This is a genomic window from Nesterenkonia sp. CL21 (assembly GCF_031705515.1).
Taxonomy (GTDB): domain Bacteria; phylum Actinomycetota; class Actinomycetes; order Actinomycetales; family Micrococcaceae; genus Nesterenkonia; species Nesterenkonia aethiopica.
In genome coordinates this window covers 380,768-402,286 of record NZ_JAUTWR010000001.1, presented here as the reverse complement: position 1 = coordinate 402,286, position 21,519 = coordinate 380,768, and the positions used below count along the sequence as shown (strand labels likewise).

Genomic DNA, 21,519 nt, shown 5'->3' with positions numbered 1-21,519 from the left:
CAGCACCACCGTCCGGTAGGATGGGGCGAAGCCGACGAAAGGAGTTCACCATGAGCAAGCGTGGACGCAAGCGCAAGGACCGCCGCAAGAACAAGGCCAACCACGGCAAGCGCCCCAACTCCTGACCCGTTCAGGTCCCTCACGGGCCCCTGACGCTCAGCAGCGGGCCGCCGTCGAGCGGCCGCGGCGCGCGCCGTGCGTGCTCCGGCGACGGAGCGCCACGGACAGCAAGCGCACACAGAAAGGCAGAGCCCCCGCGGGATCATCCCGTCGGGGGCTCTGTCATGTCGGACCTGTCATGCCGGAGGCGAGAGGGACGTGCGCGCTCCGGACCGGCAGACCCCTGGTGCGCGCTCCGGGTCGGACTCCCGGTGCGCCCCGGCTCAGCGGCTCTCGTGGCCAGCTTCCACGCGGATCTCGCTGATGCGCTCCATGATGGTGACCTTCAGAGTGTCGGGGGCACGTTCCACGCAGGACCGCCGGACCACGGAACGGATGATGCACTCGAGGTCGTACTCGGAGGCGCAGTCCGGGCAGTCGTGGAGATGGCCCCGGACCTCCGCGAGGTCGTCCCGGCTCAGCGCACCGTCGAGGTACTCGTAGATGCGCTCCATCCGCTCCTCGGCCTCCCGGCAGTCACCGCCGGGGCACTCATCCGTGGTGCGGTCTTCGCTCATTTTCGAGCCTCCTGCTTCTTGAAGCCTCGCTCGCGGGCGTAGTCGGTCAACAGTTCACGCAGCAGCTTGCGGCCGCGGTGCAGCCGCGACATCACCGTGCCGATGGGAATGTTGAGGATCTCGGCGATCTCCTTGTAGGCGAATCCCTCGACGTCGGAGAAGTAGACCGCCAGGCGGAACTCCTCCGGGATCTGCTGCAGGGCGTCTTTGACGTCCGAGTCCGGCAGATGGTCCAGGGCCTCCGCCTCGGCCGAGCGCAGTCCGGTGGAGGTGTGCTCCGCTGCCTGGGCCATCTGCCAGTCCTCCACGGTGTCCGTGTTGGCCTGCTGCGGCTGCCGCTGCTTCTTCCGGTAGATGTTGATGTACGTGTTGGTCAGGATGCGGTACAGCCAGGCCTTCAGGTTGGTCCCCGGCTTGTACTGGTGGAACGCGGAGTAGGCCTTCGTGTAGGCCTCCTGCACCAGGTCCTCGGCGTCCTGCGGGTTGCGCGTCATCCGCATCGCCGCGGAATAGAGCTGGTCGACGTACTGCAGCGCATCGGACTCGAAGCGGGCGCGACGCTGTGCGTCGGTCTCCTCGGCCACATTCACGTTCTCGTCACGGTCTTCCATCACAGACGAGTCTACGCGCACCCGGCGGATCGGGGCCTGCGTGCGCGGCTGAAGCGTGGCTGTGGTCATGGACAGGACAACGACCACGCGTGCTCTGCAATTCCCCGACAGGGGCTGATTGGGTAGATTGTCTTCTGGACGATGCCGAACGCCGCATGTTCCGGCACGCACAGCTCAACCGAGTTCACCGCACGTGGAGCCGGGGACGACCCCGACGCCGCGCCGCCACAGGAGGATTCCATGTCCCTGATCCGCAAAGTCGCCCGCCCGCTGCTCGGTGCCGGCTTCATCGCCGACGGCATCGACCGCCTCCGCAACACGGAGGAGGCCGCCGACAGGCTGGAGCCCACCCTGGAGGAGCTCGGCTCCCTGGTCCCCCAGGCGGAGGTCATCACCTCGGACCCCCGCCGCACCGTCCAGGTGCTCGGCGGCATCGAAGTCGTCGCCGGGGTCGCACTGGCGATCGGCAAGTGCCCCCGCATCGCCGCATTCACCCTGATGGGGGTGCACAAGGTCAACTCCTATGTGGAGATGCGCGCCGCAGGCCTCGATTCGGTGGAGGACCTGACCGCCCAGCGGGACACTCTGCTGAAGAACCTCGCCGTCCTCGGCGGCCTCGGGCTTGCCGTCGCCGATCTCGCCGGCAAGCCCTCGCTGAGCTGGCGTGCTGAGCACCTGGCGAAGCAGTCGAAGAAGAAGGGCGCCCAGTTCCGGGACAAGACCTACAAGTGGGCCGAGGAGTTCGGCGACGACGCGGTCAAGACCGCCAAGGCCTTCGAACGGGACGCGGCGAAGAGCTTCAAGCGTGCGGAGAAGGAGGCCGTCAAGGCCATCTCCGCAGCCGCCAAGGAGGGGAAGAAGAAGGCTGAGGACGCGCTCTGAGCACCGCCATGTCATCTGACGCTCTCCGGGTGCCCCCGACACCGTGGCCTGCGCCGCGAGCGGGGGCACCGGTGCGTGGAGAGGTCGTCGTCCCCGCTTCGAAGTCCCTGACCAACCGGCTGCTGCTGCTCGCAGCTCTGGCCGACGGCCCCTCCGTGGTCGTCAACGCGCTGGAGTCCCGCGACTCCTCCCTCATGCTCGCCGGACTGCAGCGGCTCGGGGCGCGCGTCGAGCACCTCGCAGACGGCGGGGGCACCGGTGAACCGGCCGTGCGGATCACTCCGCTGCCGCTGGCCGCACCCCCCGCCGCACAGGCACACGACGCCTCAGACGTGCAGGTGGACTGCGGGCTCGCCGGCACTGTCATGCGTTTTCTGCCGGCGGTCGCCGCCCTGACGGGACACGCCGTGCACTTCGACGGCGATCCCGAAGCGCGGGTCCGGCCCATGGGCGCCGTGCTCGAAGGGCTGGCCGAGCTCGGTGTGGACGTCCGCGACCCCTCGGCCCCGGAGGGCGCCGCACCGACCACCCTGCCCTTCACCGTCAGCAGCCCTGCTGGGCTGACCGGCGGCGAGATCTCCATCGACGCCTCCGGCTCCTCCCAGTTCGTCTCCGGGCTCCTGCTGGCGGCCCCCCGGATGACGGAGGGCCTCACGCTGCGCCACAGCGGCACCTCGGTGCCGTCTCTGGAGCACGTGGAGATGACGTTGACGGTGCTCGAGCAGCTCGGCGTCTCCGTCAGCTCTCCGGCCCCCTACACCTGGCGGGTGGAACCAGGCGCCATTCCGGCGTTCACCGCGCGGGTGGAGCCGGACCTGTCGAATGCGGGACCGTTCCTCTGCGCGGCCGCAGTGACCGGCGGAGAGGTGGTCATGCGAGGCTGGCCGAAGGACTCCACACAGATCGGGCGGCGCTGGACGCAGCTGCTGACCGACTTCGGAGCCGAAGTGGACTCCGTCGAAGAGCCCGGCGGGGAGACCGTCACGCTCACCGTGCGCGGCCCCGAACGCCTGGTGACCCCGGGCACCGTGGACGGCACTGCGGAGCTCACCCCCACCGTGGCAGCGCTGGCCGCACTGTGCGACGGTGAGACGACGTTCACCTCGGTGGCCCATCTGCGCGGCCACGAGACCGACCGCATCGCCGCACTGGTGGCGGAGATCCGCCGTCTGGGCGGAGCGGCGGAGGAGACCGATGACGGCTTCCGCGTCCTGTCCCCCATCTCCCACGGCGGCCTGGTGCACAGCTACGCCGACCACCGCATGGCGACCTTCGGCGCCGTCCTCGGACTGGCCGTGGACGGCGTGGAGGTCGAGGACATCGGCTGCACCGCCAAGACGATGCCCACCTTCCCTCAGCTGTGGGAGCGGCTGGTCCCGTGAGCCGCTGGGACAGCTGGGACGAGTCACGTGCCCGGGTCCGGCCGAACAAGAAGGGTTCGCGCCCCCGGACGAAGGAGAAGCCCGAGCACGCCGACGCGGAGCTGGGCCGGATCGTTCAGGTCGACCGCGGGCGCTACACCGCTGCCCTGGTGGACTCGGGGCAGGTGGTCACCGCCGTGCGGGCCAAAGCCCTGCGGCGCACCCCGGTGGTTCCCGGCGACGTCGTCGCACTCGTGGGCGACACCTCGGGCGAGGAGGGGACGCTGGCCCGGCTGGTGCGCATCGAGGAACGCTCCACCCTGCTGCGTCGCAGCGCCGACGACTCCGACGACGCTGAGCGCGTGGTGGTCGCGAACACGGATCAGCTGCTCATCGTGGTCGCCGCGGCGGATCCGGCCCCGCGCACCGGCTTCATCGATCGGGCCCTGGTCGCCGCCTACGACGCCGACATCGTTCCCATCCTCCTGATCACCAAGGCGGACCTGGCCGAGGATCCTGAGGATCCTGCAGGGCTGGTGAGCCACTATGCAGAGCTGAGCCTGACCACGGTGATCTCCGGCCATGCCGGTACCGAGGTCGGCGGAGGCGCCGACGCAGAGCGCACGCCGGGCTCCGCCCCGGGCTCCACACGGGATCCGGTTCTGGACCCGGCGGCCGTGGCCCGTCTGCGGTCCCTGCTGGCCGGGCACGTGACCGCGATGATCGGCCACTCCGGCGTGGGCAAGTCCACCATGGTCAACGCTCTGACCGGGGCGGATCGCGCCACCGGAGGCGTCAACGCCGTGACCGGCCGCGGCCGCCACACCTCGTCCTCCGCCGTCGCGCTGACCCTCGAGCCGTCGGAGGATCCGACATCTCCGCTGGGTGACCAGGACGCCCAAGAGTCCTGGATCGTCGACACCCCGGGGATCCGGTCCTTCGGCCTGGCCCATGTCGACCCCGATGACGTGCTCGCCGCCTTCGAGGATCTGGTGGAGGGCTCGGTCGACTGCGAGCCGGGATGCGCCCACGCATCGCCCGAGGGCGGCTGCGCCTTGGACGCCTGGGTGCAGGCAGGACATGCCGGCGCCCACGGACCGGCACGCCTGGCCTCACTGCGCGGGCTGCTCGCCTCGCTGGCCGGGTCTGCGGAGGAACAGGAGGAGAAGCGACTAGGGTTGAGCCCATGAACCATCGCACGAGCGCCTATACCGAGGACCTCCGCCTGGCCCACATGATCGCCGACTCGGTGGACGCCCAGACGATGTCCTTCTTCCAGTCGATGGACTTCGAGGTGGAGACCAAACCCGACCTCACCCCCGTCACCGAGGCCGACCGGAAGGCCGAGGAGACCATCCGTGCCCAGCTGAGCCGGGTCCGGGGGCGGGATGCCGTCTACGGCGAGGAGTTCGGCTCCTCGGGATCCGGACCTCGGCGCTGGGTCATCGACCCGATCGACGGGACCAAGAACTTCGTGCGCGGGGTCCCTGTGTGGGCCACCCTCATCGCACTCGTGGACCACGGCGAGCCGGTGGTCGGCGTCGTGAGCGCCCCCGCCCTGAACCGCCGGTGGTGGGCCGCCGCCTGCGGCGGGGCCTACACGGGCAAGTCGCTGGCCTCGGCCCGTCAGCTGGGTGTCTCCAAGGTCTCCACCTTGCAGGACGCCTCCTTCTCCTATTCGTCGCTGACCGGCTGGCGGGAGATCGGCCGGATCCACAACTTCCTCGAGATGACGGATTCGGTCTGGCGCACCCGGGCCTACGGCGACTTCTGGTCCTACTGCATGGTGGCCGAGGGATCTGTGGACGTGGCCGCTGAGCCCGAGCTGGAGCTCTATGACATGGCGGCCCTGGTCCCGATCGTCACCGAGGCCGGTGGCAAGTTCACCTCGCTGGACGGCGAGCCGGGCTGCTCCGGCGGTAATGCCCTGGCCACCAACGGACTGCTCCACGAGGCCGCGCTCGGTGCCCTGGCCCCGGACAGCCCCACCCCCTGGTCCGACGCCGGTTCGCGGTCCGAGGAGTCGGCTGATCCAGAGTCCTCACCCGACACGGCGGGCTCGCCCGCACTCTGACGCTCTCTCTGCCGCGCCCAGGGGCCGGGTCCGGTCCTCCAATCGGGAGGCCCGGACCCGGCCCCTGCTGCGTCCAGGCGGCGCGCCGGTTGCAGTTTTAGGTATGCCTAAACCATACTGGGGGCATGCCGCACACCACGACGACGACGTCCGCCGCTCTCCTGGCTCTCAGCACCCTGCTCGTGACCTCGTGTGCGAGCGCCGACGGCTCCGGCGACCCTTCCGAACGCCAGGGAGGCGTCGAGGAGCGACCTGTGGTGCTGACCACCTTCACCGTGCTCCAGGACATCGCGTCCGAGGTGGCCGGGGACCGCGCAGACGTCCGCTCCATCACGCCGCACGGTGCGGAGATCCACGAGTACGATCCCACTCCCGGAGACGTGCGCGACGCGGCCGAGGCCGACCTCATCCTGGCCAACGGCCTGGGTCTGGAGGCCTGGCTGGAGCAGTTCCTCGACCAGTCCGATGCTCCGACCGTCACGGTGACCGGGGACATCGAGCCGTTGCCGGTGACCCGGCTGCCCGGCCACCCCGATGATGCCGCGGAGATGCCCGTCAACCCGCACGCCTGGATGTCTCCCCGTCAGGGCATGAGCTACGTGGACGGCGTCGAGGACGCCCTGTCCGAACTCTCTCCCGAGGATGCCGACGTCTTCGCCGAGAACGCCGCGGCGCTGCGCGACGAGCTGGCGGCCCTCGACGTTGAGGCCCGCGAGCGCGCCGAGGAGCTGGAGGAGGTGCATCTGGTGACCTGCGAAGGCGCTTTCAGCTATCTGGCCGACGATCTGGACCTAGGCGAGCATTACCTGTGGCCCGTCAACGCCGATGACGAGGGCTCGCCCCAGCAGGTCGAGGCGCAGATCCGCTACGTCCGCGACCATGAGGTCCCCACCGTGTTCTGCGAATCCACCGTCAACGATGCGGCCCAGCAGCAGGTCGTCCAGGAGACCGGTGCGGAGCTGGGCGAGCCGCTCTACGTGGACTCTCTGACCGAGGCGGACGGCCCGGTGCCCACCTACGTGGACCTGCTGCGCCACGATCTGGAGCTGATCCTCGCCGGCGCTGAGGACGACGGCCGATGATCCCCACCGAGACCACCACTGCCATCTCGGTGGAAGGGCTCAGCGCCGGATATCCCGGGGTCCTGGCCCTGCAGGAGGTCAACCTGACCGTCCGGTCGGGGCGCATCTGCGCCCTGGTCGGGGCCAACGGCTCCGGGAAGTCGACGCTGTTCGCGGCCCTGCTGGGGCTGCGCTCCCCGGCCCAGGGTCGAGTCCGACTCTTCGGCCGCAGCCCCCATGCGGCGCGACGGAGGAACCTGGTCAGCTACGTCCCGCAGCATGACCAGGTGGATCCGAGCTTCCCGGTGACGGTGGAGCAGACCGTGATGATGGGACGGTACGGGCATCTGGGGTTCACCCGTCGCCCGCGGGCGGCGGACCGGGAACACGTCGAGTCCGCCCTGGAACAGGTCGGCCTGGCGGGCCTCCGCTCGCGGACCATCGGGGAGCTCTCGGGCGGGCAGCGACGGCGAACCTTTCTGGCGCGGTCGATCGCGCAGCGGGCGCCGCTGATGCTGCTGGATGAGCCGTTCGCCGGAGTGGACCGCGTCTCCGAGGAGCTGATCGTCCAAGTGCTGCATCAGCTGCGTGATGCCGGCACCACGCTGCTGGTCTCCACCCACCACCTGGAGGGGATCCCCGACCTCGCCGAGGAGGTCGTGCTGCTGCACCGCACGGTGCTGGCCGCCGGTCCTCCAGGGGAGGTCCTCACCGAGGAGCGGATGGCGGACGCCTTCGGCACCGTACTGGGACTCGGTGCGGCATCGGCCGAGCGGAGGCAGCCATGATGGACCTGCTGCGTGAGCTTCTTCTGGCCCCCCTCGAGTTCGGCTTCATGCAGAATGCGCTGCTGGTCTCCGTGGTGGCCGCCGCGGTATGCGGTCTGCTGTCCTGCTGGCTGGTGCTGATGGGCTGGTCGCTGATGGGCGAGGCGGTGGCCCATTCGATCCTGCCGGGGATCGTGCTGGCCTACCTCTTCGGCGTCCCGATGGCGGTGGGAGCCTTCGTGTTCGGCATGCTGGCGGTCGCCCTGATCGGCGGCATCAGCACCTCCTCCACGGTGAAGCATGACACGGCGATCGGCGTGGTGTTCACCTCGCTGTTCGCTCTGGGCCTGGTGCTGATCTCCCGGACGCCCAGCGAGACGCATCTGCAGCACATCCTCTTCGGCAACGTGCTGGGCACCTCCCGGACGGATCTGATCCAGGTGCTGTGCCTGGGTGCCCTGACGGCCGCAGTTCTGCTGATCAAGCGGCGGGACTTCACGCTGCTGGCGTTCGACCGCACCTTCGCCCACACCATCGGACTCTCTGCCACGGGTCTGTCCGCCGTGCTGCTGATGCTGCTGGCGCTGACCACGGTCACGGCCCTGCAGACCCTGGGGATCATCCTGGTGGTGGCCATGCTGGTCATCCCGGGAGCCACCGCGATGCTGCTCACCCGGACCTTCGGTCGGATGCTCATCGTGGCCTCGGCCTCGGCCGTGCTCTCCGCTCTGGTCGGCGTCTACCTCAGCTACTGGGGTGACGTCGCCACGGGCGGCACCATCGTCCTGGTCCAGTCCGCGCAGTTCGCCATGGCCTACCTGTTCGCCCCACGCAAGGGCGTCTTGGGGCGACTGGCGCACCGTCGTCGTCGACCGGTGGCCCATAGACTGGATCAGTCAGCCGCGACCATCGAGAGGATCCCATGACCCCGCGCACCTCCGCCCAGGGCCGGTCCACCCGCACGGACTCCGCGACGACGTCGGTGGAGGACTACGCCAAGACCATCTACGGCCTGGCGGAATGGGATGACACGGCGGTCTCCGCCTCGGCGCTGGCCAAGACGCTGGGGGTCTCCAACCCGTCGGTGACCCTCATGGTGCGCAAGATGGCGGATCTCGGCCTCGTGGACCACCAGCCGTATGCGCCGATCCGACTCACCGAACAGGGGCGGCAGCTCGCACTGGCGATGGTGCGGCGGCATCGGCTCCTCGAGACGTGGCTCGTCCGGGAGCTCGGGTACGGCTGGGACGAAGTGCATGACGAGGCCGAGCGCCTGGAGCATGCGGTCTCAGAGACGTTCGTGGATCGCTTGGACGCCCGGCTCGGCCACCCACGGGTGGACCCTCACGGCGACCCGATCCCCGGGCCGGACCTGTCCATGGACCACCCGGACACGGAGCTGCTGTGCCGGGTGCCGACCTCTTCCGCGGTGCGTCTCGAGCAGGTGGACGACTCGGTGCCGGACGCGCTGCGGGTGCTGGCCGAGCAGCAGGTGGAGATCGGTGCCCAGGTGCATGTCACCGCCTCGGAGTCCGGCGACGTCGTGGTGGCTCGCACCGACGCCGGAGAGGGAATCCGCCTGGCTCACGAGCTGGCCCATGCGATGCGGGTCTCCGTAGTGCGCTCTGACGGCTCCGGGGCCTCCGGTCCGGGGGACCTCGAGAACTGACGGCCTCCCCCGGGGTGCCCTGACCTGCCGGGCGCGACCGGCGTATTAGGCTTGGACAGTGCCTACGCGAGTCAATCCCGCCCCCGCCTCTGCGGCGCCGACGGCTCCCCCGCTGCCGGCGCTGATCCTGCTGGTCGCCTGCGCGGGTGCGGCAGGTGCACTGCTGCGGCTGACGATCGGGCAGATCATCCCGGAGCACGGGATGAAGTTCCCCTGGACCACGCTGGCCATCAACATCTCCGGATCCGGCATGCTGGGCCTGCTCACCGGCGTCGCCGCGGCCAGGCCGTGGCTGCGGCGCTGGGTGGTGCCGGTGCTGGGTACCGGCCTCCTGGGCTCTTACACGACCTTCTCCCTGGTGATCGTGGCGACCATGCCGTCTCTGCCCGGAGGCACGTTCGAGGGCCTGAGCGCCGTCACCTATGTCAGCCCCGGCACCCTGGAGATGCTGTTCTACCTGCTGATCAGCGTCATCGCCTCCACCGGGGCGGCCGCGGCGGGCGTCACTATCGGCCGTGCGCTGTTCGGCTGCGTGGAGGACCCCTACGGCCTCGGCGCGGTGGCTGCGCCGCCCGCCCGCGAGGCCGGGGACGGATCCGCCGACGCCGGAGGCGGGGCCCGATGACCACCACGCTCTCTCTGGCCGTGGTGCTCGGTGTGGCCCTCGGCGGCGCCGCCGGTGCCGTGCTGCGACTCCTGCTGGACCGGTACGCACGCTTCGGCATCCTCGTGGCCAACACGCTGGGCTGCCTGCTGCTGGGCTTCCTCTACGGCGAGTTCTCCGCGCTGACCTCGGCGGACGCCGTGCCGGACAACGGCCTCTTCTCCCCCGGCGTGGTCACCGTGATCAGCTATGGGCTCATCGGTGCGCTGAGCACCTTCGCCACCGTCTCGCTGCGCGCGGCTCAGCGCTGGGTGGACGGCCATCGGATGCAGGCCGCCTGGATCTGGCTGGTCAACGTGGTGTGCGGATTCGTCGCCGCGGGGATCGGCATGGGGCTCTCCGGACTCGTGGAGCTCTGAGCGGCACCTGCGCGAGCAGCGACCCCTGTGCCTCCCCTGACCATCAGGGTCACCAATCTCGGGGATCGTTCACCGACCCCGGAGATCCGCGAGTCGACGCACCACCGGGATGAGGTCCATCAGCGGCGATGACAGCCGCCGAGCCCCGAGGTTCAGCTCCGCACACAACCGGAACGCAAGCGCCCGACCCAGCATCTCGGCGGAGGCGCCGACCTGCACCGCCGCGCCTCCGTGTCCGGTTTCCCAGCCCATGACGTCGAGGGCGAGGACCGCCTCCGCCCAGGCGACCGGACGCCGATAGAGGCTGAGGTCGAGCACGCCGAGCCCGTGGACCGGATGGTCGATGATGTTGCCCGCCAGGTCCCCGTGCACGATCTGGAGGGGCTGCTCAGTCACGGGCAGCTGGTCCAGCAGCTCAGCCAGCGCCCCCGGTGCCTCCGGTGGCAGATCCTCCTGACCCCAGGCCTGCCGGTCGGCCCGGGCCCAGGGGTCCTGTCGAGTCGGCAGGTCCGCCGGTGCGGCCCCCGTCGCCCGGTGAAAGGCCCGGGCGGCCTCCGCGCGACGCCGCAGACTCAGCCCGGCCCCGGAGCCGGGCATCCAGCGGTTCGCGCCCCAGCCGTCCACCAGCAGGGACCCGTCGGATCCCGCCACGGGCAGCGCGATCCTCAGTGCCGTCTCACGCGGCAGTGACGGAGCCAGCCGGTGGTGCAGCCACGACCAGGTCTCCTGGCCCTGGACGGGCACCGGCTTCAGCACGATGTCTCCGGCCCGCCATGAGGTGCCCTGTCCCCCGCTCAGCGGCACCGCGGATCCGTGCTGCCCGAAGGCTCGCAACACGTGGTCCGGGACGGAGAGGCGCATCCATCCATCACATCATGGGGTTGACCATCGACCACGAAAGGACGTGACGCCCGCCACGTCCGACCCTCGGGGTGTATGATGGACAGTCGGCTCTCCGGCCGGCCATGCGGCCGTGAGCACAGATCGACCCTGCTGCGAGGAGGTGGCACCATGGCGAAGAAGAACGCCCGGAAAGGTCAGAAGGACCCGAACAACCACGTGGTCGCCACCAACCGGCGGGCTCGGCACGACTACACGATCCTGGACCGCTACGAGGCCGGGATGGTGCTCACCGGCACCGAGGTCAAGTCTCTGCGGGAGGGCCAGGCGTCCCTCACCGACGGGTTCGCCGCCTTCTCCGACGCCGGCGAGCTGTGGCTGGAGCAGGTGCACATCCCGGAGTACCTCAACGGCACCTGGACCAATCACAGCGCCCGCAGGAAGCGGAAACTGCTGCTGAACCACAAGGAACTGGTGAAGATCACCCGGCAGATCGAGTCTCCGGGGCACACGATCGTGCCGCTGCAGCTCTATTTCAAGGACGGCCGGGTCAAGGTCGAGATCGGCATCGCCCAGGGCAAGCGCGAGTTCGACAAGCGGGAGACCCTGCGACGCAAGCAGGACGAGCGGGACGCCCAGCGAGCCATGCGCTACCGCAACCGCGGCGCCGCCTGAGCAGCCCGGGAGCTCCCCCAGACACGACGAAGGGCCGCCGGCCGATGAGGAGATCCTCATCGGCCGGCGGCCCTTCTGGTGTGGTGGAGACGGCGGGAATCGAACCCGCGTCCGATCTGGCATCACATGGACTTCTCCGGGCGCAGTCTGCGCATCGGGTGTTGCTCGGCCCCAGCCATCTTGCAGACAAGTGGCTGACCCGGGCCCAGTCGTGTGATCGTCGAGCGACGCCCCCACGACGAAGGCGGCGCTCCAGTGGCTATCTAGCTGATGCCAGCTGCTGAGCCGATAGCAAGCTCAGGCTGACAGACTCGCGGTCGCTGCTATCAGGCAGCGAGGGCGAAGTCAGTGCGCTTAGAATCGGCACTTATTGGTGTGCAGAGGGGTTTTAGCGAGGGCACTCTACATCCTCGGCCCGCTTCCCCATGCTCAACTCAGATCGTCGAAACCGATCGTCCCCGTATGCGGTTGTCAAGAACCGTACCTGCTGGTCCACAGGCCGTCAGCAGGCCTTTCAGTATAGGACAACCGGCGTCCCGGTCACAATATTCCTGTCGGGCTCCGTCCTGCCGCCTGGTCCGCAGCCGATGTGGCAGCCCAGTGGCTCGGGTGTGGCCAGTCGCCGTCGTGCTGGCTCAGACACGCAGGTAGCGACGCACCGTCAGCCACGAGGACAGGACCGCCAGCAGCACGCCGACCAGCACCAGGCCCGGCATGATGATCCAGGACGCGGAGGAGTCGATGAAGGGGATCCCCGGCACCTGACGGGTCAGCCATTGACCCAGCAGGAACTCAGCCATGACCCAGGTGGCCGCGCAGGCCAGCAGCGAGCCGACGAGGGCGGCGATCACGCCCTCGAAGACGAACGGCAATCGGATCATCGACTTCGAGGCGCCCACCAGTCGCATGATGCCGGTCTCTCGGCGTCTGCTGAAGGCGGACAGGCGGATCGTGGTGGAGACCAGCAGCACCGCGCAGACGATCATCACCGCCGCGATGATCAGCGCCACAATGGTCAGGCCGTTGAGAATGGCGAAGACCTGATCCATGACCTCCTGCTGATCGGCGACCGTCTCCACGCCTGGAGCGGACGAGAACAGCTCCGTGACGATCGGGTACTGCTCCGGCTCGTGGAGCAGCACACGGAAGGACTCCGGCATGTCCTCGGCCTCCAGAGAGGCGGTCCGCGCGGTCTCGCCACGGGACTCCAGGAAGTTCTCCAGCGCCTGCTCCTGTGATTCGTGCCGGAAGCTGGACACGTACTGGCTGGCCGCCCCCTCCTCGAGTGAGTGCTCCAGTGCGTCGCGCTGGTCAGCACTGATCGCACCGGTCGGGCAGGCGGTCTGGGTGGAGTTGTCCGTGCAGAGGAAGACCGAGACCTCCAGCCGGTCATAGAAGTCATCGGTCATCCGGTCGACCTGGGTCTGCATGAGGGCGGCCGCCCCCACGAAGGTCAGGGAGATGAAGGTGACCAGCACGACCGAAGCCACCATGGCGACGTTGCGACGCAGCGAGGTGAACGTCTCGCGCAGCATGTGCAGCAGGCGATTCATCGTCTCCTCCTCAGCCGCCGCCAGAACGAGCGGCGCTCTCCGGTGACGCCGAGCTGTTCGGCGGTGCGACGGGTGTCGGCGTAGGTGGACTGGGACGCCGAGGACCGGGGCCGCGGCACCTGGGGCGATGCCTCGCCGGCCTCAACAGAGTCGGCATCGACGGTCTCGACGCTGGACGACGCCGACCTGCCGGATGCTGCTGATTCGCCTGCGGAGTCCTGGTCTGGGCTGTCCGGGTCTACGCTGTCCGGGGCGCCGGGGTGAACCTGCGTCGGTACCCCCTCCGTGAGATCCTCCACCTCCTCACCGTCGACGTCCACCGGCCGCGGCGGACGGTCGTCGAGGATCGGCGGCTCACCCTCCTCCGCCTCGAGCGGGGCGGACCGCGCAGAAGAGTGCTCGGACTCCGCCTCGGAGTCCAACTCCCGGACCTGCTCCGACGGCGGTTCCGGCTGCGGTTCCGGCTGCGGTGCGTCGGAGCTCTCAGACTCTCGATCAGGTTCGGCCAGGTCCTCCAGCACTTCCGGAACGTCTGCCGCACCGGGCTCGGCCGGGGTGGCCGCCGTGACGGCGGGCAAGGGCCTCGCCAGGCCGCCGTCGTCCCGGTCCGCCGGCGCCTCAGCCTCGGCGGGCGAGGCCGGAACCGGTGCGCGACGCCGCGGACCCTGCCCTCGGGTCAGAGGCAGGTCAGGATCGTGCACCGGGGGCTCGTCGTCGCCGCTCTGTCTGCGCAGCCGCTCGTCTTCGATCTCGTCCCCCCGGGCCTTGGCCGAGCCCGGTGCAGCCGGAGTGGCCGCGCTGCCGGGCCGATCCACCAGGCCCGGGGCCGCGTGGGTGAACCATGACTCGTGAGGATGCTCCGCCACGCCGTCCGGGCCCGCAGACATCTGGACGTGCGAGGACACTGCCTGACGCAGGGCATCGCGCAGCCGTTCGGGATCGGCGCCCTCTCCCTCGGGCTCCGTGTAGCCGTCACGCGCGAGGTTCGGCATCTCCGACCCGTCGAATCCGCCGACAGGCTCCGGAACGTCGGGGCCGTGCTGCTGGGGTCGCAGATGCTCCGGCCAGCGTACGCGCACCGGCTCGGCGAGGGACTGTGGTGAGGCGGTGTCGGCCGCGGTGCCGTCCGGCGCGGAATGCTCGGCCGTCGGTCCCTCCTCGGCGGAGGCACTCCCCTGGGCTCGGGCAGCGTGCTCCACAGCGTCGGCGGCGACCGGTACGTCTCGCCCGGCCGCTCGGGCGGCGTCGGCGGTGAGGGCTTCCGGTCCCGGCGCGGTGGCGCCGCCGTCGCCCTGCTCGCCGAGATCATGGGCGCGGGGGTCCTGGACACGGAGCGCCCCGCTGGACTCCCGCTCACGCAGAACGGTCCAGGCCTGCGAGCCCCGCGGCGGATCGTAGGTGCCGCGCTCGTCGTCGCGGACCAGTGCGCCGTCGTGGAGCTGGACCACCCGCCGGCGCATCCGGTCGACGATCACCCGGTCGTGGGTTGCCATGATGACCGTGGTGCCGGAGGCGTTGATCCAGCGCAGGATCTTCATGACCTCGTCCGAGGCACGAGGGTCCAGGTTGCCGGTCGGCTCGTCGGCCAGCACGATGGCTGGCTCGTTGACGATGGCGCGGGCGATGGCGGCGCGCTGCTGCTCGCCGCCGGAGATCTCGTGCGGGTACCGGCGGGCGAGGTCCTCCAGTCCGACTCTCTCCAGGACCTCGGTGACACGCTCGCGGATCTGGGTGCGCCTGGCCCCGATCACACGCATGGCGAAGGCGACGTTGTCGAACACGGTCTTGTCCGGCAGCAGGCGGAAGTCCTGGAAGACCATGCCGATGCTGCGCCGATAGTCCGGCACGCGGCGTTCGAGCATGAGGCCCAGGTTCTGCCCGGCCACGGTGACCTTGCCGCGCTGGGGCAGACCCTCGCGCAGGATCATCCGCAGCAGCGTGGACTTGCCGGAGCCGGACGCCCCGATCAGGAAGACGAAGTCCCCACGGTTGAACTCCACCGTGACGTCGTCGAGGGCCGGTCGGCCGTCGGGCTCATAGCGCCGTGTGACGTGTTCGAAGCGGATCATCTCTCACCAGCTGCCCCGACACGCACCGGCCGTTCGGGGCACAGGTCGGGGAAGACGGGCCGGTACGCTCTGAGCCTAGTTCAGCCGCGAGGTCTTCGGGACGATCAGGGGCGGCGTGCCGGAGACTTCTGTGCGCGTGGTCCCCCGGCGCGGGCGATCAGTTCTCCAGCAGAGACTGCGCGCGCCACCGGATGCCCGCGTCGATGAAGCCGTCCAGGTCGCCGTCGAGCACAGCCGAGGTGTTGCCGACCTCATGCTCAGTGCGCAGGTCCTTGACCATCTGGTACGGGTGCAGCACGTACGACCGGATCTGATCGCCCCAGGAGGCCTTGATGTCACCGGCGAGCTCCTTCTTCTCGGCGGCCTCCTCCTGCTGCTTGAGCAGCAGCAGACGGGACTCCAGGACCCGCATGGCGGCCGCACGGTTCTGGATCTGCGACTTCTCGTTCTGCATGGAGACCACCGTGCCGGTGGGCAGGTGGGTGATGCGCACCGCCGAGTCAGTGGTGTTGACCGACTGCCCTCCCGGCCCCGACGAGCGGTAGACGTCGATCTTCAGGTCGTTCTCGTCGATCTCCACGCTGTCCGTGCCCTCGATGAGCGGGATGACCTCGACGGCGGCGAAGGACGTCTGGCGTCGGCCCTGGTTGTCGAACGGACTGATGCGCACCAGACGGTGCGTGCCCGCCTCCACGGAGAGCGTGCCGAAGGCGTAGGGAGCCTTGACCTCAAAGGTGGCGGACTTCAGTCCGGCCTCCTCCGCGTAAGAGGTGTCCAGGACCTTCACCGTCCAGTCGCGGCGCTCCGCCCAGCGGGTGTACATGCGCAGCAGCATCTCCGCGAAGTCAGCCGCGTCCACACCGCCGGCTCCCGACCGGATGGTCACCACGGCGTCACGCTCGTCGTACTCCCCGGCGAGCAGGGTGACGATCTCCAGCGACTCCAGGGCCTTGCGGATGGAGTCGATCTCCTGGACGGCCTCGGTGAGGACATCGTCATCGCCCTCGTCCTGGGCCATCTCCACCATGAGCTCGACGTCGTCGATGCGCCCGGAGAGCTTGGTGAGCCGCTCCAGCTCGGACTGCTTGTGGCTCAGCTGGGAGGTGACCTTCTGGGCGTTGGCCTGGTCGTCCCACAGGTCCGGAGCCGCGGCCTTCTCGCTGAGCTCGGCCACCTCGGCCCGGAGCTTGTCCACGTCGGTGACGTCGGTGATGCGGGTCAGGGTGGAGCGCAGGGAGCGCAGCTCAGTGGGGAAATCAGTCTCTGCCATAACGACACCACCCTACCGGCTGGCGCGACGATTCGCCGCTCCGGCGCCGCCCGTCTCGGCGTCGGATCCTCGGCAGCCTCCGCGTCCGGTCGGTCACCGGTTGAGGCTCACTCTCGCATGGGACTCCGCGCTGATGGGCACCTCCGCGGGGAGGAACCAGCTGAGCAGCGGAAGCTCGGCAGAGGCGCCGAGCCGCACGTGTGCGGTCTCGCCGCCGTCAGCCACCCAGGCGTCGACAACCTCCACGCCGCCGAGCCTCCCGTGCGCGCCGGAGTCATCCAGGTAGCCCTGCGCCCTGGCCCGGACCTGAGAGGCCGTCAACGACGGCGCGGTCCCACCTGCCGCGGCACCCTGCGTGGCTGCCGAGGCCGCACCGTCGGCCACCGAGAGCAGCCGACGGGCTTCCAGGTTGACGGCCGTGGCTCCGGCCACCACGGAGACGAGCATGAGCACCACCAGGACCATGCCCAGGATCAGCACCGTCGACTGTCCGGCGTCCTCACGATGGGAGGCCTCGATGCGGGCACGGAGACGGCGCCACGCCGCGCGCAGGGGGGAACAGCTCAGCCCGATCATGACGCCATCAGCCTCCTTGGACCTGGACGGACGTGGACGAGACCGTGACCAGCGTGGGCTGCCAGTCGCCGAATCCCGGGAGCAGCGGCACCGGCACCCGGACCTCCACGGTGAAAGCCACGAGGTCACCGTCGGTGGTGCAGGTGCCCTGCGGGCAGGTCCGAGAGACGTCGGCACGATCCGGGTCGATGGAGAAGTCCTGCAGGGCGGCGAGCACGGCGGCCTCGCTGCGCGCGTCCGCCTCGGGGTCGCCGGCTTCGGCGGACACGTACATCTTCGCGGCCTGGTCGGCGGCTCCCGTCGTCGCATAGGCCGCGCCCTGCACCGCCGAGAGTCCCAGCACGAAGTACACGATCGGGATCAGCAGCAGGGTCGCCAGCATGATGAACTCCACGATCGACGAGCCTCCCTCGTCATCGGCGGAGCCGAGTCGTTGGGACAGCATCGCGCGAAGGCGCGCAGACGGACCAACGCGAAGGCGCGGAGACGGACCGCTCCGACCTTCCGGGGTTCTCCGGTCACTCGAAGTCATAGGCCCGCCCCTGCACCTCCAGCGTCCCGACGCCCGGACCGAGCCCGACCAGCGGGACTCCGGAGCGGACCGTGATCCGCAGCGTGCGCCCCTCCGCGGTGTTGACATAGGCATAGCTCACGTCCTGGGCGTGGTCCGCCGCGGCGGATGACGCGATCAGAGACCGCGTGCGTTCCACGCCGTCCTCAGCGGTGCGGTCGTGGAGGGCGCCGAATCGCGCACCGGCAGAGGCGGCGTCGATCAGAGTGTTGCGCACATGGACGTACGTGGTCAGCTGCATGACTGCCAGCGTCAGCAGGACCAGGAGCGTCGCGACCATCGTGAACTCGGCCGTTGCCGCACCCTCTTCTTCCCGGAGCCGCGCGCGGACCCAGGACCGACAGCCCCCGTCCTCCGTGTTCGCCGTGGCCACGCCTGGGTCAGCGGGAGACCTGGTCGATCGCATCGCTGAACAGGCCCTGCAGGGCAGGCTGGGCCACGGCCAGCAGACCTGCGACCAGCACCGCGCTCATCAAGGTGATCATGACCCAGCCCGGGACGTCTCCGCGTTCTTCGGTGTGCAGGCGTCGAAGCAGCGACGTCAGGCCCTCTCCAGCGGTGAGGGCGGCGCGGCCGGGGCGGCCGGCACGGACTGAGGCAGGGTGCTGATTCTTCATGGGGGTTCCTCTCTGTGGTGGATGGGTCGTTCAGGAATGGGAGGGTCGACACGTGGTGCGAGGTCGTCCTGTGGCGGGAGGTCGAGACGAGGAGCGGCGGCGCCCGGCGCGGCCGGCGGTCTCGGCTGATGCCAGTCATATGCCGATCGAGAGCAGCTCGAGGCCCGGGTACACGGCGAAGATCACGGTCAGGGGCAGCACCCCGAAGACGAGCGGCACCAGCATCGAGATCTCCTTCTTGCCGGCGGTCTCCATCAGGTCCCGCTTCGAGAGGTCCCGGACGTCTTGGGCCTGGGCCCGCATCACGTCGGCGAGCGGGGTGCCGCGTTCCATGGCCACGATGATGCCCTCCAGGAAACGAGAGATGGGCGGCGACTGGACCCGCCGTGACATCGCCTTCAACGCTTGGGAGAAGCCGTGCCCCGCCTGGGTGTCGTGCAGCACACGCGTGAGCTCGACATTGAGCTCACCTCGGGACACTCGGCTGACCCGTTCGAACGCCCCGGGGGCGCTCTCCCCTGCGCTCACGGCGAGCGCGATCATCTCCGCCACGGTCGGAAACTCCGAGAGCATGCGACGCTGACGTCTGCGGATCTGGGCGGAGAGCAGATTGTCCCGCAGGGCGAACCCCAGGACCGCCAGCACCAGGACGCTGAGGGCGGCCAACAGTCCATGGAACTGCCCCGAGACGAAGGCCACCAGATTCAGTCCTGCACCGAGCAGGGCGCCCGCGGCCGCCATGGCGACCTGCTGCAGGCGATATTCGGTGGGCGAGATCGAGGAGTCTGCCTGCTCGAGGCGACGCTGCAGAGCCGCCGTGTCGAAGCTGAACCGGTCGAGGTGGGCCACGGCGGCCTTCAGCAACGGTGCGAAGAGTCTCCCCACTGCCCCCAGGGGCATCACCGGGTGCCGGTCCGAGGTGAAGAGTCCCGAGTCCATCCCGGTGGAACGCAGGGCCGGAGCGACTCTGTCCACGAATCGGGTCCTGTTCATCGCCGGCAGGGAGAAGATTACGGTCACCAGGCCCAGTCCGAGTCCGAGACCTGCGATGACCGCCCAGGTGGTCGTCACCGTCACAGCAGCACCCGCTCTTCCTCCGGGAGCGCCCCGATCCGCAGCATGAGCCGGTAGCACACCAGAGAGACGACCAGGCCGACCGCCAGGACCGCCAGCCCTGTCATGCCGCGGTAGGCCTCAGCCGCCTCCGGCTGCGTGGAGAGCAGCAGGACGACGATCCAGGGGGCCGAGACCGCCAGTTTGGCGGCATTGACGGTCCAGGACTGCCGAGCTTCCAGTTCGCTGCGAGTCCGGGCGTTGTCCCGGAGGAACTCCGCCAGGGTCCCCAGCAGGCGGCCCAAGTCCGATCCGCCGACCTCGCGGGTGATGGTCAGAGCGACGATGATGCGGTCCCCGACCGGATCGGCCAGTCTCTCCTTCAGCCGGCGCAGGGACGTCTCCATGTTCTGGCCGGCCCGGTAGTCGCGGGTGAACTCCACGAAGGGCTCACGCAGCTGCGACGGACCGGATGTGCCCAACTGCATGATGGCCTCAGGAAGCGACATCCCGGCCCGCACGGCGGACCGCAGGTGGTCGACCACATCCGGCCAGATCTCGCGGAGCACTGCCCGCCGTCGCGCCGCCTGCCAGCGCAGGACCACCACCGGCAGCGTGGCGGCGAACAGGGCGAAGCACAGGGCCACCGGCACCGCCGTCGTCAGCAGCATCACCAGCAGGAACGCCGTGACGGCGCAGGCCGCGATCGCCGCGACGACGCCTGAGGCTCCGACCTTCTGGTGCCCCGCCTCCGCGAGCAGCCGGTGGATCCGTCCCGGGCGGCGACCCCGGCGGCTCCGCGTCGTCGCCGTTCGTGGGAAGAAGGACCACCAGACCAGCATCAGCCCCATCCCCAGGGCCGTCCCCAGCAGCAGACTCATCGGAGCACACCTGCCCGGGTGAGCTGTCCACGCTCCTCCTCGGAGAGCTTCGGAAGGTCGAACACCGCGCTGGGACTGACCTGCAGCTCACCATCGACCCGGTGGAACAGAGTGGAGGTCTCGATCCGGTCCTCCTCGACGCGGGAGCCCACGGCCAGGATCTCCTCCACGTGGCGGTGACCCGAGCGATCCCGTCCGCAGTGGACGACGAGGTCCACGCAGGAGGCCACCGTGGGCACGATGAACCCTCGGTCGATGTTCTCCCCCGCCAACAGCGGAAGCGTGCAGATCTTGGTGAGCGCCTCGTGGGCGCCGTTGGCATGGACGGTCGCCATCCCCGGAAGACCGCTGTTCAGGGCGATGAGCATGTCGAGGCTCTCGGCCTCACGCACCTCTCCGACGATCAGTCGGTCGGGCCTCATACGCAGCGCCTCCTTCACGAGTCGCCGCAACGGGATCTCGCCCTCGTTCTCGAGGTTCGGCTGTCGACATTGCAAGCCGACCACGTCGCGCAGAGGCAGCCTCAGCTCGAAGATCTCCTCAACCGTGATGACGCGTTCTCTGGCTCCGATGGCCGAGGCGAGGCAGTTCAGCATGGTGGTCTTCCCCGCCTGCGTGGCTCCGGAGACCAGGACGTTCATGCCCGCGGCCACGCAGGTCTCGAGGAACCGCGCACCCGACGTCGAGAGGGAGCCAAGTCTCACCAGATCGTCGAGGCTCGCGGCCCGGGCGATGAACTTGCGGATGTTCACAGCCCAGTGGCGCCGGGTGATGTCGGGGATGGCGACGTGGAGCCGCGAGCCGTCCGGCAGCGCGGCGTCGACGAACGGCGAGGACAGGTCGAGGCGGCGGCCGGAGGTCTTCAGCATCCGCTCGACGAGGTCCCGGATCCGGTCCTCGGTGAGCGTGATCGACGTCAGCTCCGATCGTCCGCCGCGGGCAAGGAAGACCTCCTGCGGCCCATTGATCCAGATCTCCTCGACAGAGCCGTCGTCGAGCAGCGGTTGGAGCTCCCCGAAGCCGGCCACCGCATCGAGCACATGCTTGACGGCGGCGTCGAGCTCGCCGACGAGTGGGAGGGAGCTCACCAGAGACCGTCGGTCATACTCGGAGACCGCCGCCTCGACCATGTCCCGCAGCTCCGCCAGATCCTCGGCCGGATCCAGTCCCCGTCGCCGGATCTGTTCCCGAACCTCGTCCTCGACAATCGTCAGGGCCTCCACGGGCCTTCCCCCTCCATGACATGTTCCTCGTGCCATCCCCCAGCGACTCTCCGGTCGACGAGGATG

25 protein-coding genes and 1 other RNA gene are annotated in these 21,519 nt (G+C 69.5%); 12 read left to right on the top strand and 14 right to left on the bottom strand.

What is annotated here, in order from left to right; all coding sequences use genetic code 11:
• Positions 1-50: 50 nt before the first annotated feature.
• The gene (locus Q7C18_RS16735) at positions 51-125 is read left to right on the top strand and encodes a 50S ribosomal protein bL37 (RefSeq protein WP_014300525.1); all 75 of its coding nucleotides are present in this window, start codon (positions 51-53) and stop codon (positions 123-125) included.
• 258 nt (positions 126-383) lie between these two features.
• Here the strand turns inward: Q7C18_RS16735 and rsrA are convergent, their stop codons facing one another.
• Together rsrA and Q7C18_RS01780 are read right to left on the bottom strand one after the other, a co-directional pair.
• Positions 384-677: a mycothiol system anti-sigma-R factor gene (gene rsrA, locus Q7C18_RS01785; RefSeq protein WP_070161746.1), complete on the bottom strand. Its 294-nt coding sequence runs from the start codon at positions 675-677 to the stop codon at positions 384-386.
• The gene (locus Q7C18_RS01780; RefSeq protein ID WP_070161779.1) at positions 674-1,288 is read right to left on the bottom strand and encodes a sigma-70 family RNA polymerase sigma factor; all 615 of its coding nucleotides are present in this window, start codon (positions 1,286-1,288) and stop codon (positions 674-676) included. Before Q7C18_RS01780 ends, rsrA begins: the two co-directional genes overlap by 4 nt.
• Positions 1,289-1,528: 240 nt before the next feature.
• Here Q7C18_RS01780 and Q7C18_RS01775 point away from each other — a divergent pair, with 240 nt between their 5' ends.
• From Q7C18_RS01775 to Q7C18_RS01730, 10 genes are all read left to right on the top strand, one after another.
• Positions 1,529-2,170, top strand: coding sequence for a DoxX family protein (locus Q7C18_RS01775; protein ID WP_311023834.1), 642 nt, complete (start codon positions 1,529-1,531; stop codon positions 2,168-2,170).
• 29 nt (positions 2,171-2,199) lie between these two features.
• The gene (aroA, locus tag Q7C18_RS01770; RefSeq protein ID WP_311023832.1) at positions 2,200-3,552 is read left to right on the top strand and encodes a 3-phosphoshikimate 1-carboxyvinyltransferase; all 1,353 of its coding nucleotides are present in this window, start codon (positions 2,200-2,202) and stop codon (positions 3,550-3,552) included.
• Positions 3,549-4,721, top strand: a complete 1,173-nt coding sequence (locus Q7C18_RS01765) for a GTPase RsgA (protein WP_311023830.1) — start codon at positions 3,549-3,551, stop codon at positions 4,719-4,721. Before aroA ends, Q7C18_RS01765 begins: the two co-directional genes overlap by 4 nt.
• Positions 4,718-5,605 carry a histidinol-phosphatase gene (gene hisN, locus Q7C18_RS01760; protein WP_311023829.1) on the top strand — a complete coding sequence of 296 codons (888 nt, stop codon included), beginning with the start codon at positions 4,718-4,720 and terminating at the stop codon, positions 5,603-5,605. Before Q7C18_RS01765 ends, hisN begins: the two co-directional genes overlap by 4 nt.
• Before the next feature lie 125 nt (positions 5,606-5,730).
• The gene (locus Q7C18_RS01755; protein ID WP_070161751.1) at positions 5,731-6,687 is read left to right on the top strand and encodes a metal ABC transporter solute-binding protein, Zn/Mn family; all 957 of its coding nucleotides are present in this window, start codon (positions 5,731-5,733) and stop codon (positions 6,685-6,687) included.
• A complete protein-coding gene (locus Q7C18_RS01750; RefSeq protein WP_311023826.1) occupies positions 6,684-7,454 on the top strand; it encodes a metal ABC transporter ATP-binding protein in 771 nt (256 codons plus the stop codon). Before Q7C18_RS01755 ends, Q7C18_RS01750 begins: the two co-directional genes overlap by 4 nt.
• Positions 7,454-8,359: a metal ABC transporter permease gene (locus Q7C18_RS01745; RefSeq protein WP_311024426.1), complete on the top strand. Its 906-nt coding sequence runs from the start codon at positions 7,454-7,456 to the stop codon at positions 8,357-8,359. The genes Q7C18_RS01750 and Q7C18_RS01745 overlap by 1 nt, the downstream gene beginning before the upstream one ends.
• The gene (locus Q7C18_RS01740; RefSeq protein ID WP_311023825.1) at positions 8,356-9,102 is read left to right on the top strand and encodes a metal-dependent transcriptional regulator; all 747 of its coding nucleotides are present in this window, start codon (positions 8,356-8,358) and stop codon (positions 9,100-9,102) included. Before Q7C18_RS01745 ends, Q7C18_RS01740 begins: the two co-directional genes overlap by 4 nt.
• Positions 9,103-9,160: 58 nt before the next feature.
• Entirely contained in the window at positions 9,161-9,727 is a 567-nt protein-coding gene (locus Q7C18_RS01735; protein ID WP_085437127.1) for a CrcB family protein, read from the top strand.
• Positions 9,724-10,125 (top strand): CrcB family protein, encoded by a 402-nt coding sequence (locus Q7C18_RS01730; RefSeq protein ID WP_311023823.1) that lies wholly within the window; start codon positions 9,724-9,726, stop codon positions 10,123-10,125. The genes Q7C18_RS01735 and Q7C18_RS01730 overlap by 4 nt, the downstream gene beginning before the upstream one ends.
• Before the next feature lie 69 nt (positions 10,126-10,194).
• On the opposite strand, the gene Q7C18_RS01725 is transcribed toward Q7C18_RS01730, so the two are convergent.
• The gene (locus Q7C18_RS01725) at positions 10,195-10,986 is read right to left on the bottom strand and encodes a phosphotransferase (protein ID WP_311023821.1); all 792 of its coding nucleotides are present in this window, start codon (positions 10,984-10,986) and stop codon (positions 10,195-10,197) included.
• Positions 10,987-11,136: 150 nt separating this feature from the next.
• On the opposite strand from Q7C18_RS01725, the gene smpB reads away from it, so the two are divergent.
• Positions 11,137-11,640, top strand: coding sequence for an SsrA-binding protein SmpB (gene smpB / locus Q7C18_RS01720; protein WP_070161762.1), 504 nt, complete (start codon positions 11,137-11,139; stop codon positions 11,638-11,640).
• 81 nt (positions 11,641-11,721) lie between these two features.
• Here smpB and ssrA read toward each other — a convergent pair.
• The 11 genes from ssrA to Q7C18_RS01665 form a co-directional block, all read right to left on the bottom strand.
• Positions 11,722-12,100, bottom strand: a transfer-messenger RNA (tmRNA) gene (gene ssrA, locus Q7C18_RS01715).
• Positions 12,101-12,275: 175 nt separating this feature from the next.
• The gene (ftsX, locus tag Q7C18_RS01710; protein WP_070161764.1) at positions 12,276-13,193 is read right to left on the bottom strand and encodes a permease-like cell division protein FtsX; all 918 of its coding nucleotides are present in this window, start codon (positions 13,191-13,193) and stop codon (positions 12,276-12,278) included.
• Complete coding sequence (gene ftsE / locus Q7C18_RS01705) at positions 13,190-15,262, bottom strand: cell division ATP-binding protein FtsE (protein WP_311023819.1); 2,073 nt, start codon at positions 15,260-15,262, stop codon at positions 13,190-13,192. The genes ftsX and ftsE overlap by 4 nt, the downstream gene beginning before the upstream one ends.
• Positions 15,263-15,419: 157 nt before the next feature.
• Positions 15,420-16,532, bottom strand: a complete 1,113-nt coding sequence (gene prfB, locus Q7C18_RS01700) for a peptide chain release factor 2 (protein WP_070158670.1) — start codon at positions 16,530-16,532, stop codon at positions 15,420-15,422.
• 93 nt (positions 16,533-16,625) lie between these two features.
• Positions 16,626-17,108, bottom strand: a complete 483-nt coding sequence (locus Q7C18_RS01695; RefSeq protein WP_311023818.1) for a hypothetical protein — start codon at positions 17,106-17,108, stop codon at positions 16,626-16,628.
• 7 nt (positions 17,109-17,115) lie between these two features.
• Complete coding sequence (locus tag Q7C18_RS01690) at positions 17,116-17,553, bottom strand: hypothetical protein (protein WP_070158668.1); 438 nt, start codon at positions 17,551-17,553, stop codon at positions 17,116-17,118.
• A 73-nt stretch (positions 17,554-17,626) separates the two neighbouring features.
• Positions 17,627-18,085 carry a TadE/TadG family type IV pilus assembly protein gene (locus Q7C18_RS01685; protein ID WP_311023817.1) on the bottom strand — a complete coding sequence of 153 codons (459 nt, stop codon included), beginning with the start codon at positions 18,083-18,085 and terminating at the stop codon, positions 17,627-17,629.
• On the bottom strand, positions 18,060-18,296 hold the full coding sequence (locus tag Q7C18_RS01680; protein WP_070158666.1) for a hypothetical protein: 237 nt from the start codon (positions 18,294-18,296) through the stop codon (positions 18,060-18,062). The genes Q7C18_RS01685 and Q7C18_RS01680 overlap by 26 nt, the downstream gene beginning before the upstream one ends.
• 135 nt (positions 18,297-18,431) lie before the next feature.
• The gene (locus Q7C18_RS01675) at positions 18,432-19,373 is read right to left on the bottom strand and encodes a type II secretion system F family protein (protein WP_311023816.1); all 942 of its coding nucleotides are present in this window, start codon (positions 19,371-19,373) and stop codon (positions 18,432-18,434) included.
• The gene (locus Q7C18_RS01670; protein ID WP_311023815.1) at positions 19,370-20,230 is read right to left on the bottom strand and encodes a type II secretion system F family protein; all 861 of its coding nucleotides are present in this window, start codon (positions 20,228-20,230) and stop codon (positions 19,370-19,372) included. The genes Q7C18_RS01675 and Q7C18_RS01670 overlap by 4 nt, the downstream gene beginning before the upstream one ends.
• Positions 20,227-21,453, bottom strand: a complete 1,227-nt coding sequence (locus Q7C18_RS01665; protein WP_311023814.1) for an ATPase, T2SS/T4P/T4SS family — start codon at positions 21,451-21,453, stop codon at positions 20,227-20,229. Before Q7C18_RS01665 ends, Q7C18_RS01670 begins: the two co-directional genes overlap by 4 nt.
• Positions 21,454-21,519 lie beyond the last annotated feature (66 nt).